Here is a 13759-nt window from a genome sequence, read left to right on the forward strand (position 1 = left end):
TTAGCGGTTGGGACCGCGGCTTCGAACGCGGGACAGTTCTTTTATGAAGCAACCCAAACAGACAGTATGCTCGAAACGGCTCTGGAGGTGACCGTCGGCGACGGCGTTGCGTTCGAGTTCTCCGTCGTCAACGCCGGGGACACGCCAATCGAATTGACGTTCCGGGACGCCTGCAGGGCCGACTTCGCGGTGTATGGGACCGATCGCGAGGTGTGGTGCTATAGCGACGGCCGGGCCTTCGATCAGTCGCTCACCGAGGCGAACCTCCAGCCCGGCGAGGCGGCGACGTTCGGGGAGGCCTGGCCAAGCCCAGAGCCTGGCGACTACACCGCCGAGGCGACGCTCCGCGTTCGCGAGCGGGACGTCTCGGCCCGGACACCGTTTTCGGTGTAGCGCACGACAGGTACCGTCGGTTAGGGCGATTCAGCGAGGAGTTCCCGAACGGCCCGCCGGACGGCGTCGTCCGACGACGACTCGGGTGTCCACCCCGTTGCAGCCAGTTTCTCGATCGAGAGCCGCATCCGGGGCACGTCGCCGACCCAGCCGCGGTCCCCGCCGGTGAAGCTGTACTCGGGGTCGAGCCCCATCTCATCGGCGACGATGTCAGCGATTCGCCGGACGGACGTCGTGGTCCGCGTGCCGAGGTTGTAGGTGTTCATCGGCGCGTCGGCGTGTTCGACGACGTGTTCCATCGCGTCCAGACACGACTCAATGTGCATGTAGGACTTCTCTTGGCGGCCGTCGCCGAGGATTTCGAGTTCGGTCGGATCTTCGCGGAGTTTGTGGATGAAGTCCGGTATCACGGCCCCCAGTTGGAGCCGCGTGCCGACGATGTTCGCAAAGCGGAAACACCAGACGTCGAACCCGTTGCTGTGGGCGTACACCGACAACAGCGCCTCCTCGGCGAGTTTTGCGGCCCCATAGGCGCTTATCGGCTCCAGCGGGGCGTAGTCCTCCGGTGTCGGCCGCGGGGCCTCCCCGTACACCGTCGACGACGAGGTGAACGCGATCCGGTGACAGCCAACGGCGTCCATGCGTTCGAGGATCGACGCCGTCAGACCGATGTTCTCCCGGAACTGCGCGTCCGGGTCGTCGCTGTCGACGGCCTTGTCCGCGGCGAAGTGAAAGACGATATCCGTCCCCTCGGGGATCGCCTCGCGGCGGACGGCTGGGTCGTGGAGGTCGCCCTCGATCACCGTCGCGCCGTCGGGTACCCACTCCCGCCGGCCGTTCCCGAAGTGATCGACGGCGAGGAGTTCATTGTCATCGACGAGTCGGTCGGCAAGGTGTGATCCGACGAATCCGCCGCCGCCGGTGACACAGATCCGCAGTCCCGAAAGATCCATTGAAAGCGATGGGATCGGGCGTAATAAATCGGTTTCGACGCGAGCGCGTGCCACTGCCGCGGGGGAAAGCAGGTGCTCGGCCAGATGATCGAAACCGCCTAACGCCCCGGGGAGAAAGCAAGCGCATGCACGCAGATCACGAGGTCGTCGTCCTCCGGCTCGGCCACCGGCCAGGGCGAGACAACCGGATGACGACCCACGTGGGCCTGACCGCCCGGGCACTCGGCGCCGACCGGGTGATCATCTCGGGGGCCGCCTCGGGGTCGAAGGAGACGATCGAGGACATCACGGACCGGTTCGGCGGCCCGTTCGACGCCGAGTTGACGGAGGAACCTCGGGCGGTCCTCCGGGCGTTTCCGGGCACTGTCGTCCATCTCACGATGTACGGGTTGCCGGTCCAAGAGGTCGAATCGGAGATCAAAGGCGAACACGGCGAGGGACCGGTCTTGATCGTCGTCGGAGCGGAAAAGGTCCCTTTCGACGTCTACGAGCGGGCCGACTACAACGTCGGCGTAACGAACCAGCCCCACTCGGAGGTCGCTGGGCTGGCCGTCTTTCTCGATCGGCTCTTCGAGGGCCGGGAACTCGAACGTGAGTGGGCCGACGCGACCCACCGGGTGGTTCCGATGGCGACCGGTAAGAAGGTCGAACCGACGGAAGCGGCTGAGGGGGGCGCTACATCGGAACCGACCAATCAGGCGGAACTGACCGACGAGGAGTAATGTCAGCTGTTGGCGGATATACAAACGACAGACACCAGTCCTCGTGTGGCGTTCGGCCGGGCGTTCCCCGAATGCCAGCGAAACGCAACGGAGAATCCGGCGTCGCCGCCGCGACCGTGGGGACCACCAACACCTACGAGTAACGCCGCTCCCTCAAGAGTCGTATGACAACCGATCGTACCAACGTCGCTATCGCCTGCCAGGGCGGGGGTAGTCATACGGCTTTCACTGCGGGTGTCCTCGAGCACTTGCTCGCGAACTGGCCCGACCGATGCCGGATCGTCGGCATCAGCGGCACCTCCGGAGGCGCGTTCAACGCGACCGCGGTGTGGTACAGTCTGGTTACGGATGGCCGCAGGGCCGCTGCGGAGACGGTGACCGACGTCTGGCACGATCTCGCGGCGGACGACGGGGTTGACCGAGCGATAAACGGTTGGTTGCGCACCGTTTCCCGGCTCCAGAGCGGTGGCGCCCCGCTGCCGAGAGTCAGCCCCTATCACCTCCCGGCCCCGGAACTCGGTAAGGAGCGCATTCGCGCCGTACTCGAGCGCTACATCGACTTCGAGGAAATCCCCGACTATTGCGAGCGAACCGCCCCCGAACTCGTCGTCGGGACGGTCAACGTCAATTCAGGCGAGTTCGAGACGTTCGTCAACGAGGCGGTCACTGTCAAGGCAGTCCTCGCTTCCGCCGCCGTGCCCGACTTCTACCGGGCGGTCGAGATCGATGGGCACTACCACTGGGATGGGCTGTTCAGCCAGAACCCGCCGGTGAGAGACCTTCTTCATCAGCCCCCGGCGCGGAAACCCGAGGAGGTGTGGATCGTCCAGATCAATGACCAGTCGATGGCCGAGGAGCCACGACGGCTCGATACGATCGCCGACCGGCGAAACGAACTATCGGGAAACATCTCGCTGAACCAGGAACTAGCGTTCGTCGAGCAGGTAACGGAGTGGGTTGAGGCGGGCATGCTCCCGGCCGATCGGTTCACGACGCCCGAGATACACCGGCTAACACTCGACGGCGGCTACAGTTCCGCAACGAAACTCGACCGCGATCCGGCGTTCGTATCGGAACTGATCGAGCGCGGCCGCGAACGGGCCGCAGCGTTCCTCGATTCGAGGGGATGAGTGCGAGCCCTCGGATATATACTTCGAGCGGCCCAACCAAGTGATCCGATGAACCTACGTGTCAGTACTGAGGACCGGATCGATGTCGTGGACGTAACCGAACGCATCGAGGCCGGACTCCCGGCAGTCGAACGGGGTGTCTGTACCGTCTTCGTCGAACACACCACGGCGGCGGTATCGATCAACGAGGCCGAACCGCGACTCCTACAGGATGTCGAGGCGTTCGTCGCCGAACTGTCGGCCCCCGAGGACTGGCGCCACGACGCGCTTGACGGCAACGCCGATGCCCACCTCCGGTCGTCACTTCTCGGCCGGAGCGTCTCCATCCCGGTTCGCGAGGGGGAACTCGCTCTTGGCACTTGGCAGTCGGTTTTGCTCATCGAGTGTGACGGTCCCCGGGAACGGTCGATCTCCACGACGGTCGCTGAAGCCATCGCCTGACCACTCGCGTTTGCGAAATCATTTATATATGACACGTATGCATGAATTGATACGGCGCACCACACATAGACGAACACTACATCGAACTACTCTACGAGGAGTGTTCGGACGGAACTAATCGGGCGTGCCGCACAGTTGAACGACTCTGTGAAGACGGACTGGACGAAACCTGCAGCCGCGTCGGTGAGTATCTGAGTCGTGTAGGATTGCTGAGAACTCGGAGGGCAAGCGACCGAAGAAAACCTGCTCACGGGGCGCTTCGCTCAGGACAGAAATGCGCCGTCCGGGAATTGAACCCGGGCTATTAGCTTGGGAAGCTAATGTCCTACCACTGGACCAACGGCGCGCAATCAGTTGTTCCGCCCCATCGTACTTGAACGTAGCGCCTCGAACCGGCGCATTCGTGCCTCCACAGCCGAATAAAACGATCGTCCAGAAACCCGTAGACGACGGGAGGGTATTAGTGCTGAGAGACCTAACATATAGTAATGACAGATGTAGAGACGCTACAGAAGGAGACGGGCGTCGAACTACTGTTCTCGGAAGACGAACTCGAGGAACAGCGCGACCACATCGTCGAATTTATCGCCGATATCGTCGACGACGCCGGGGCAGATGGGGCTGTCATCGGGCTCTCGGGCGGGATTGACTCGACGGCGACGGCCTATCTGGCCGTGGAGGCGCTCGGCGCCGACTCGGTTCACGGCCTCCTGATGCCGAGTTCGGTCAACCCCGACGCCGACGAGACGGACGCCGAACGGGTCGCCGAGGCGCTCGACATCGAGTACGACACAATCGATATCAACCCGATCGTTGACGCGTTCGTCGACGCCGCACCCGATCACGCCGCCGAGGACCGGATGGCGCTCGGCAACGTCCGGGTCCGAACCCGGGCGGTATTGAATTACTTCGTTGCCAACGCCGAAAGCCGCGTCGTCCTCGGGACCGGTAACCGTTCTGAGGCCGCTACCGGGTATTTCACCAAGTACGGCGACCAAGCGGTCGACTGCAACCCGATCGGAGCCCTCTATAAGTGCCAGGTGCGCCAACTCGCCCGTAAGCTCGGGGTGCCGGAGGATCTGGTCACCCGCACGCCGACGGCGGCGATGTGGGAGGGACAGACCGACGAGGAGGAGATGGGACTCGGTTACGACGATCTCGATGCCATCCTAGCGTTGCACGTCCACGGCCCGCTCTCGAAACACGCGACCGTCGAGACGATCAACGTACCCGAAGACGCGATTGACCGCGTCGTCGAACTGTATGAGACCAGCGCACACAAGCGATCGATGCCGCCCGCGCCGGGGTCGCTGTAGGCACATCCGGGCCACAGCGTTGCGTTGGGGCCAGCATCTCGTCGGTCTCACGACGCTACGGCGATCCGCCGAGTTCCTGTAGCGTGTCGGCGTGTGCATCGACGAGTGCCTCAAACGCAGCCACTTCCCCGTCTTCGCGCTCCCTTTTGTTCTCTCGGCTTCGAAGACACGTTTTTATGTGTTCGAGGGCAGCCGGATCATTTCCGGCGATGGCCTCGGCGACCGTCCGGGGTTCCTCGACGATCCTCGAAACGAGCCCGATGCGTTGGGCCTCCTGGCTGTCGATGACCCGCCCGGAAAGCGAGAGGTCGAGCGCATCCCCGAGACCGATGATCTCGGGGAGCCGGACAGTCCCACCCCAAGCGCCGAACAGCCCAAACGTCACACCGGGTTCAGCGAACGTCGCCTGAGGGGTCGCGATCCGCAGGTCGCAGGCCGCAGCCAACTCGACGCCGCCGCCTCGGGCCGCCCCATCGACGCCGGCCACCACGACTGCGGAACTGGCCTCGATGGCGTCGGCGGTCCGCTGGCCCCGCCGGACAAACGCTTCGACCTCGCCCTCGTCGGCGTCGTCGGCGAGCGTTGCGACCGCCTCTAAGTCGGCGCCGGCGCTGAAAGCCTCCCCGGCCCCCCTCAGATAGATCACCGATGCGGGGGGGTCGTCGACTGCCGCTTCGAGCGCCTCAAGTCCCGATGGAGTGAGCGCATTGCGTCTGTCCGGGCGATCGAGCGTGACCACTCGAATCGTCCCTTGATCGTCGATATCGATCATTACCGGACGGGAGGCGGTGCGGGCAGTAAGTGCTGTGATCACGCGACGTTCGACGGCTCAGAATCGCCAACGGCGGGTTCACGCTTTCCAAACTGATTTGCCCCTCCCGCCCTTAATTAATGACAGATGGACGAAACCGCGCACGCCCGAGCCGCGTTCAGCGAGGGGATCGGCGACATCGCCCCCGAGGCCCTCCGGGAACGCCTCGAGGGAGTGCTCAAGTCGGCGTCGATGACCCCCGGTGCGCTCACCGTCGTGACGGCGACGACGCTCGATGGGTCGGTCGAACTCGACACTGCGGCGCGCCGCGGTGCCGGGGTCCAAATGAGTTACGAGGGGCTCCGGCTGTCGCGGGATCTCATTCACTCCAACCCGTGGTCCGGTGGCGACCGGAACGAAGGCGATATGAACGCGATCGCCGCCGAGGTGCTCGTCGCCCGTGGGTTCGAGTACCTCGCCCACACCGGCGTCGCGATGGACGTCGTCGACGCGGTCCGGCATTTCGGCCGCGACCAGACGATCCGGGAGACCCACGACGCCCCGGCCGAACTCGACCGACGCCTCGAGGCAGATTTTGTCCGAATCGCGGTCAGGGCAGGTGCGGACGTCGCTCTTGAGTCGGTTCCGGAGCCGATCGATACCGTCGCCGACGAACTCGCCGAGGAACTGGGAATCGATCCCTTACCCGAGACCGAGACGGCCCTCGGCGGCGTTGCCGAGCGAATCTCGACGGCGGTCGCGAGTCCCGACCGGACGGCTGCCGGTTCCCGCTCTTCGAGCACATAGCGTGTCTCACTCTCGGGGGCGAAACCGTCTCACGGCGGCCATGGATCGAAACGACTAACAGTAAAACCCGGCTATCGATTAGTGCCTGCCTGGGTAGCTTAGCGGTAAAGCGCGTCCTTGGTAAGGACGAGAGCCCGGGTTCAAATCCCGGCCTAGGCTTCAGCCCTTTTCCCTAAAGCTCAAAACGACATTCACTTAGTGGTTTCCCCGCTATTGGTTTCCCAATCTTTCTCGTATCTATTTTCGTATAATCTGGTGGCGTCATCTGTAGGGTAATGTGGATCTAATTGAGTAGCTCGATGTGCAAGCTGTGTACAGTCAGCGAAACCGTTATGCACCTATGTGCAAAATATGCACATAGAATGGGTGCAAGCGATGATCCGCGGCGAGTCCACTTTCAGTCCCCGGAGTACCTCGTCGACCGCCTCGACGCGATCGCTGATCTCTTCGATAAAGATCGGACGGATCTGCTTGTCGAGGCGATCCGTGAATACATCGAAGATACTGCCGACAGCGAGACGTTTCAGGAACTCGTCGCAACGAAATACTACGACGACCAACTCGACTTTGAGACCGTCAAGCAACTGGTCGGTGCTGAGAACGCCCAGCGTCTCCGCCTGCTCAAGAGAGACCTCGAAGACGAACCACTCGATCTTGCGGCACCCGACGATATCGATATCTACGATGGCGAGGCGGCGACAGTCGACCCAGATGACGAGCGATGAGCGGTTCCCAACTGCGAACAGCTGTCGCCGACACCAGTGCGCTCATCAGTCTCGCCGTCCCCCGTGCCGACGCAGCCTTCGATACCGAAACGAATCCCGATCCACTCCAGTATCTCTGTACCTCGTGTGACGTGTTCGTGCCACCGGAAGTTCTGGCGGAACTCCGCGAAATCACACAGTATCAGGACATCCACGCCGCCGCCGCAAGCAATGTCCTCGCAGCTCGCACCCACTATACGGTCGAGGATCCGTACGAGTATGACGCCACGCCGGATTCGCGGCCAACGTTCGGGCTTGACGACGGCGAAACCGACGGCATCGTCCTCGCGAACGTCCTCTCTGCGGATGGGTTTCTCACCGATGAGTTCGGTGGGACGAACTTCCCGCTCATCCATGCGGTTCTCCAAGGACCCCGTATCGTGCCGACACCGCGGCTCATCTGTGACTACGCCCGGAACGGTCACATGACTCACGAGGAAGCGAAAGCGTTGATCACGATGATTAGCCCACATCGAAGCTGGAAGAACAGTCCCTACGTTGGACAGTTACTCCAGTATCTTGAGGAGTAGGCATACTATGGGCGGTCAGCCTGGGCTTCTGAGTGGTGCCTTATTTAGGACTGACACGCTATGCTGACGCTTCGAGATACGTGATGAGTGCTGCTTTACTGATCCGGATTAGCGATCCCACCTTACCAAGCGGTTGGCATGCTTCTTCGAATTACTTGGTAAGGTAGGCGCTTTGGAGGCCGAGATCGCAGATTCCGCGGTCGCTTCGTCACCGATTTCCTGTTGACACCTGTTGCTTTTTTTACCCGCATGCGTAGCCCCAGCTAATGAGCGACTGTCGCTACTGCGAGCACACTTTCGAGGAGGAGACTGCGCTCCGAGAGCATCTCTACGAGTCCCACGAACGTGACGAACTGAGCCGAATCGACCGAAAGCGTGTCGAGCAATACGTCGACGAACACGGCGTAGATGAGAGCAGTAACGACGCAGACACGGACGGCAACCAATCCATCCAGCGTGAACAACGAACAGTCAATACATCAGACGGCACCTATCCTGCTGATGCGTGGGAACTCAGTGATGTCGAAGCACTCTCGACGGACGAAATCGTTGAGAAACTCGCGGACCACGGTATCGAAACAAACGAGACGGCGTTTCGGAACCGGGCAGAAGACCTCGATTCGGCGACGACACTCTCTGAGCAGTGGGAAGCCGAATACGAGGTCGATGCCACGGGCTACGATCAGGACTTTATCTGGATGGCAGCACAGGAACTCTGGGAGCGCTGGATACCCGAGGTTCCGAATAAAGAACGGATATACGACATCGTACAGGAGGGTCGCGACCTCCGGGAGAAAGGAAACCGCGCTGAGGCCTGCGAGCAGTGGCTAACTGCCTGGGAGTACATCCTCGCCGTCATACCCGACGACAGTACGACCATCGAAGAAGCAGACCGAACATTACCGACGTTTCTCTCGCTCGAGGCGTACATTCGAACGCTCGACAACGATCTTGCCACCGTCGCTGAGGACGATCCGGCGTATCATGAGCACCGACTCGAGTTCTGTCGAGAGGTCTGCGAGCAGTTCCCGGATGCAGACGACGAGTTTCTGCTCGACTTTCGCCACTTCGTCGCCGACTCGCTTGCGGAACTGGGTAGAACCACTGACAGCAGAGCTGAGTTCGAGGCGCTCATCGAGGAGTATCCCGAGGATCCCTGGGCATACAAGAAACTCGCGGATATCTACTGGCTCGATGAGCCCGACGAGCTATCGATCGAAGAGTTGGAACGTACTGCGGAACTCTACCGAGCGGCGCTGGAGGTTGAGGGTCCTCTCGAAGGAGCGTCGATGGTAGCCGACTGTCTCGAGGACGTCGAAAACCGACTGACTGACGCGAGGGCGTCCGACGAACGGGGAGGTGAAAAGCCATGAAGCTTCGATACTATGCTGACGCACCAAACTACGACGATCACGAGCAGATCATCGACCTCCTGTACACGATTTCCGACAAGTACGGCATCACAGTCGAGATCGAGCGGGTGAACAATCGGTATGGATCGATCCAGGTCTTTCCGGGGGATATACGCGAGAATTCGCCGGAAGACGTCTACGACCGGGATTTCCACTACAACCGGACGCTCGGCTCGAATATCGACGAATCGCCGTCACAGGCGTTCAAAGCCAGTGGCCGACACGTCGACATCGATGGATACGTTGGCATCATCGACGACGGACTCGTCTGGGCGACAACCCACCGCGGTGATCAAATCGGCTATGGGCCGGACGTCGACCCTACGGATACCACACTCGGATTTCTCGATCAGGCCGCCAATCACGGGCTGGAAGCGATTGAGGAGAAGTACATGAATGAAGACGAACGTGAGCGAACCGTCATCGAGCAGTTCCTCACAGCAGATGTGGTTGACGGCACTGTTCATCGCGATGTTGTTGTCGGGACATCACAACTCCCCGACTCGCCCGCGCATGGAGTGGACAGTTCAGTCGGCGAGATAGTTACCCGGACGGTCGATGCCATCATCGAGACGGACGAGAGTGACTGGATCGTTCAAACGGCGAAAACGTTCGAGGCATCAGCGTTCGACACCGCTCTCGGCCAAGTCCTCGTTCGCGACCGACTCTACCGTCTCGATACAGGCACGAATACAGACACGACTCTCGCGATCGTATTCAATACGGTTCCCTGGGAACTGGATATCGACGCTGTTCCGGCGACTGTAGATCAGTTGACCGCGATATCAGACGGACCAGACGTTCGAGTGTTTGCCGGTCGTGATGGGGAGTTCAAAGAGGTTACCGAGTGAGTCAAAACCCTGCCTTCTCGAGTTCGTCGAGGAATGCTGGCCGATTCGAATGTTTCTCCTTCAGGAACTCGACGAACTCTTCGAACTGGGCGTCAGAAACCAATTCCTGCATCGACTCCAAGTGATCTGCAATTTCCCGATAATGACGACGCCCAGTATCACCAGCTGCAAACGGAATCAACTGTTCGCGGTACATCTCGAAATACTCGATCGGATCGACCGTTGCGACCGGATCCTGATAGCGACGAATCCACGATAGATTCTCGGCTTCCTTCAGTTCGAAGAATGCCTTCTCGAGATCCATCTCGTGGACGTACATAGAGATCAACCGTTGTCGGTCACGCTGGTCGAGTTTACGCTCGAACTCCCCGTATATCGACGCCCATTCGCGACCGGTACAGGCCTCCTTTAGCTCGTCGTAGGCGTCCCACTCGGAGTGATCGAGAAATAGTTGCTTCAACAGCGTCTTGTATTTGTCTGCCTCCCGATCACGGTAAAGGTCGACGGCGAGCCAGCGCAGGTCAGTCGTTGAACGGAATGTGTCAATTCCGTGTTCGACGACCTCAAGTGCACGTTCTTCGTCGTCTTGTTCGATCAGCCGCTCGGCATATGCCTTACAGAACCGCTTGTCTTCGAGGTAGATCTCTTCGTACAGCGTATCCAGAACATCCTCCTCGCCGAGTTCCTCCAGCACGTACACGTACGTCGAGAGGACACGTCGCTTCTGGAACTTCGAGGCAAGATCTAACTCGGAAGCGCTGGATTCGGGCGATTCGATCTCTGCAGTATGTCGTTCGACGGTTGTTGGAGCATCCACGCGAAGCTCTTCAAACGCATCGCCGACGAAGTACCCGATCTCTAGCGGCCCGATCGCTAAATGTTCGACATCAAGTGTTTCGCCAGTAAAATCATCCGTAGAGAGCGGCCCGGTCGTGAAATCCGAAGTATAGAGGACATCGTCAGTCCGCCCGTTTTCGACAGTTGCGTCTGTCTCGTCTTCCGACTGTGCGTTCGCATTGTCTGGCGATTCGCCCGATGAGATATCTCCCTGAACATCGTCCTCAATCGTCTCTGCCGAAGAACTAACCGATGCTTCGAGGGCCTCTGGCTCGAGGTCGACACCCGAAACGTGTGCATCCAACAGCTCGAGCCAGTATTCGAGGTCCGCCCTCGTCGTACAGATTGTCCGTAATGCCTCGTCGTAGTCCTCGCTGACAAAGCCGTAGTCTGCCTCAATGAATTCCTCGAAGAGATATTCGACGTGCGGTCGCTTTTTTCCGTGTTCATACCCTTGTTTGGTGATCGTCTCAGCGTACTCCTCAATAGCACGGTTCAATTCGCGACCGTAGTGCCCGCTACTGTCGTCGATCCGATTCATATTCTCACGGATTGTCTCCGCCAGCGCACGGTAGATATCGGTCGCTGTGCCAATGTTTCCACGGCCTCGGTGCATTTCCGCCAGGTCGTGATACTGGGAGAAGTCGATACGAGTATCGTATTCGATCATGCCACCACGACCGGCTGCATCCTCGAACAGACAGTCGATTTCTTGTTTGTAATCGTAGACCGTCTTGCCTGGCTCTTCACCAGCAAATGCGACGAAGCGATCACGGATATCACGGTCGTCCGCGATGATGTCGAGGAGAAACGTCCGAAGCTCGTCGTCAGGCGTCCGATCGATCAGGGCTTCAACATCGACCGTCTCGGAGCTGTCTGATGAAGTGGTTGTCTCGGACGTTGACTCGGATGAGCGATCTTCGACGGCCAAGAGTACAGCGACGATGTGCTTGCAATCTCCAGCATAGTCGTAGGGGCAACTACAGACGGTCCGAATCGTGTCGTCGTCGATGTCGATTGAGATATCGTAATCGCGGGATCCACGAACGATTGCAGTAATGTCTCCGCCCTCGACCTCCAGTTTCTGAATCCTATCCTCCTCGTAGTACTTGACTCCCCGTTCGAAGGACTGTTCCGTACAGAGCGAACGAATATCCGATCGAGTCGGGTACTCCATTCCTGGGCTATCTTTTCCTATGAAAGAGCGTGGCATAGAAACCTTCGCACGGTAGGTTTATCCAACTTTTTGTCAAAAATATCGTGCAAGATGGAACGCGCTTATGTATCGTTCTGATACTCTCAAAGAGAATACTGAGCATTCCCCATACTAAATAGACGAACGAAGAAACCTAAAACACGCATGTCTGGTTGGTCACCGCCGAAGCCTTCCCATGGACAGATCGCTGCAATCGTGCTTGGGGTAGTTGCGATCATGGGCTATTCAACAATTATTATGCAGCAGCTGCTGCTCGGATTACTCCCAGCTCTTTTTATATTGGTAATGTACCTCGCATGGCGGTTGCTCAGGGCTATCGAGGCATGTGCTGACGCCTTACAGCGGATTGCTGATAACCAACAGAGTGGACAGTAGATCCTCTATATCTTGCACGGCGATTTCAACATATCCGTTGTCTGCCCTTCTGGAAAGTAGGAGGGTCTACGCTAAGCCCTATCAGTAACCCCAGCAAGGCCAAGTATCTCCCAAGACTTAGAGCAATCTGAATGCGTATTGCGTTTGATGATGGAACGCTTCTTCTCAAAGATGCGCCAGACTCTATCCCATATGCTGAATGGGACGACCGTGTTGATGAATATCGCTCGCGGGCCCAACACTATCGTGAGATCAAAGAGTGGGCAAGCGGAGCTGACGGACAAGCAACGCTCCACGAATCCGTCGCGACTGTAGAGAGCATTGAGGACGATGCTCGTGCCTATTCTGAATTTGCTCTTACGCCGTCCGTCGCGATTGAACCGCGTGACTATCAGCAGAAAGCCCTCTCAGCGTGGCGAGCCAACGACCGGCGCGGGAGCGTCATTCTCCCAACGGGAAGCGGAAAGACGTTTCTCGCTGTCCAAGCTATTGCTGATGCGGGCGTCAGTACGCTCGTCGTTGTTCCGGCGATCGATCTGATGAACCAGTGGCATGCGACGCTCACCAACGCTTTCGATGACCAGCTTCCAGATGGAATCGGCGTTCTCGGCGGAGGAAGCCACAACGTGACCAATATCACGGTGACAACCTACGATTCTGCCTACCGCTACATCAACGAATACGGCGATCAATTCGGACTTCTTGTCGTCGACGAGGTGCATCATCTGCCTGCACCGACTTACCAGCAGATCCCCGAGATGACGATTGCGCCGTATCGACTCGGCCTGACCGCTACCTACGAGCGTGCCGATGGGCAGCACGAAGAGCTGGAAGATCTACTCGGGACGGTCGTCTACAGAGAAGAGGTTGACGAGTTGGCTGGCGACTATCTCAGCGAGTATGAGACGATTCATCTCCAGGTTGAACTCACACCAAACGAGCGAGAAGAGTACGATGAAGAGTATCAGATTTACCGGGACTACGTGGATAGCCACGAGTTTGACCTCTGGAAAGAACGTGGATATCAGGAGTTTCTCAAACGAACATCGTACGACCCGCAGGGGCGACGAGCGCTCATCGCCAAACAGCGCGCCGAAGAGATTGCGCGCACTGCCACGAAGAAACTGGACACGCTGGATAACCTTCTGAAACGGCATTACGACGACCGGACAATTATCTTTACTGCGAACAACGACTTTGCATACGATATCTCTCAAGAGTTCGTTGTTCCGTGTATCACGCATCAAACCGAAACGGACGA

General features: G+C 59.1%; 14 protein-coding genes and 2 tRNA genes. 12 read left to right on the plus strand and 4 right to left on the minus strand.

From position 1 onward, the window contains the following. Positions 1-393: BsuPI-related putative proteinase inhibitor (locus ACI944_RS05355; protein ID WP_411718031.1), on the plus strand; the 393-nt coding region annotated here is incomplete at its 5' end. 20 nt (positions 394-413) lie between these two features. Here the strand turns inward: ACI944_RS05355 and ACI944_RS05360 are convergent. Next, complete coding sequence (locus tag ACI944_RS05360) at positions 414-1346, minus strand: NAD-dependent epimerase/dehydratase family protein (protein WP_411718032.1); 933 nt, start codon at positions 1344-1346, stop codon at positions 414-416. A 125-nt stretch (positions 1347-1471) separates the two neighbouring features. Between ACI944_RS05360 and ACI944_RS05365 the strand changes: the two genes are divergently transcribed. The 3 genes from ACI944_RS05365 (at position 1472) to ACI944_RS05375 (ending at position 3639) form a co-directional block, all read left to right on the plus strand. Further along, a complete protein-coding gene (locus ACI944_RS05365; RefSeq protein WP_411718033.1) occupies positions 1472-2068 on the plus strand; it encodes a tRNA (cytidine(56)-2'-O)-methyltransferase in 597 nt (198 codons plus the stop codon). A gap of 164 nt (positions 2069-2232) precedes the next feature. Then, positions 2233-3198, plus strand: a complete 966-nt coding sequence (locus ACI944_RS05370) for a patatin-like phospholipase family protein (protein WP_411718034.1) — start codon at positions 2233-2235, stop codon at positions 3196-3198. 48 nt (positions 3199-3246) lie between these two features. Further along, positions 3247-3639: a secondary thiamine-phosphate synthase enzyme YjbQ gene (locus ACI944_RS05375; protein WP_411718035.1), complete on the plus strand. Its 393-nt coding sequence runs from the start codon at positions 3247-3249 to the stop codon at positions 3637-3639. A gap of 275 nt (positions 3640-3914) precedes the next feature. On the opposite strand, the gene ACI944_RS05380 is transcribed toward ACI944_RS05375, so the two are convergent. Further along, positions 3915-3985, minus strand: a tRNA-Gly gene (locus ACI944_RS05380). Between the two features lie 142 nt (positions 3986-4127). Between ACI944_RS05380 and ACI944_RS05385 the strand changes: the two genes are divergently transcribed. Continuing rightward, positions 4128-4955, plus strand: a complete 828-nt coding sequence (locus tag ACI944_RS05385) for an NAD+ synthase (RefSeq protein WP_411718036.1) — start codon at positions 4128-4130, stop codon at positions 4953-4955. Positions 4956-5010: 55 nt separating this feature from the next. Here the strand turns inward: ACI944_RS05385 and ACI944_RS05390 are convergent, their stop codons facing one another. Then, positions 5011-5727, minus strand: a complete 717-nt coding sequence (locus tag ACI944_RS05390; protein ID WP_411718037.1) for an enoyl-CoA hydratase/isomerase family protein — start codon at positions 5725-5727, stop codon at positions 5011-5013. A gap of 126 nt (positions 5728-5853) precedes the next feature. Between ACI944_RS05390 and ACI944_RS05395 the strand changes: the two genes are divergently transcribed. From ACI944_RS05395 to ACI944_RS05420, 6 genes are all read left to right on the plus strand, one after another. Then, on the plus strand, positions 5854-6513 hold the full coding sequence (locus ACI944_RS05395; RefSeq protein ID WP_411718038.1) for a hypothetical protein: 660 nt from the start codon (positions 5854-5856) through the stop codon (positions 6511-6513). Between the two features lie 87 nt (positions 6514-6600). After that, positions 6601-6672, plus strand: a tRNA-Thr gene (locus ACI944_RS05400). 203 nt (positions 6673-6875) lie between these two features. Then, entirely contained in the window at positions 6876-7238 is a 363-nt protein-coding gene (locus ACI944_RS05405) for a hypothetical protein (protein WP_411718039.1), read from the plus strand. Next, entirely contained in the window at positions 7235-7807 is a 573-nt protein-coding gene (locus tag ACI944_RS05410) for a hypothetical protein (protein ID WP_411718040.1), read from the plus strand. The genes ACI944_RS05405 and ACI944_RS05410 overlap by 4 nt, the downstream gene beginning before the upstream one ends. A 266-nt stretch (positions 7808-8073) precedes the next feature. Next, positions 8074-9180 (plus strand): tetratricopeptide repeat protein, encoded by a 1107-nt coding sequence (locus tag ACI944_RS05415; RefSeq protein WP_411718041.1) that lies wholly within the window; start codon positions 8074-8076, stop codon positions 9178-9180. After that, complete coding sequence (locus ACI944_RS05420) at positions 9177-10070, plus strand: hypothetical protein (protein WP_411718042.1); 894 nt, start codon at positions 9177-9179, stop codon at positions 10068-10070. Before ACI944_RS05415 ends, ACI944_RS05420 begins: the two co-directional genes overlap by 4 nt. 1 nt (position 10071) lies before the next feature. On the opposite strand, the gene ACI944_RS05425 is transcribed toward ACI944_RS05420, so the two are convergent. Further along, on the minus strand, positions 10072-12084 hold the full coding sequence (locus ACI944_RS05425) for an SWIM zinc finger family protein (protein ID WP_411718043.1): 2013 nt from the start codon (positions 12082-12084) through the stop codon (positions 10072-10074). A gap of 545 nt (positions 12085-12629) precedes the next feature. On the opposite strand from ACI944_RS05425, the gene ACI944_RS05430 reads away from it, so the two are divergent. Beyond that, on the plus strand, positions 12630-13759 hold a 1130-nt coding region (locus tag ACI944_RS05430), incomplete at its 3' end, for a DEAD/DEAH box helicase family protein (protein ID WP_411718044.1).

Origin of the sequence: Natronomonas sp., from assembly GCF_046710025.1 — an archaeon.
Classification (GTDB): Archaea; Halobacteriota; Halobacteria; order Halobacteriales; family Haloarculaceae; genus Natronomonas.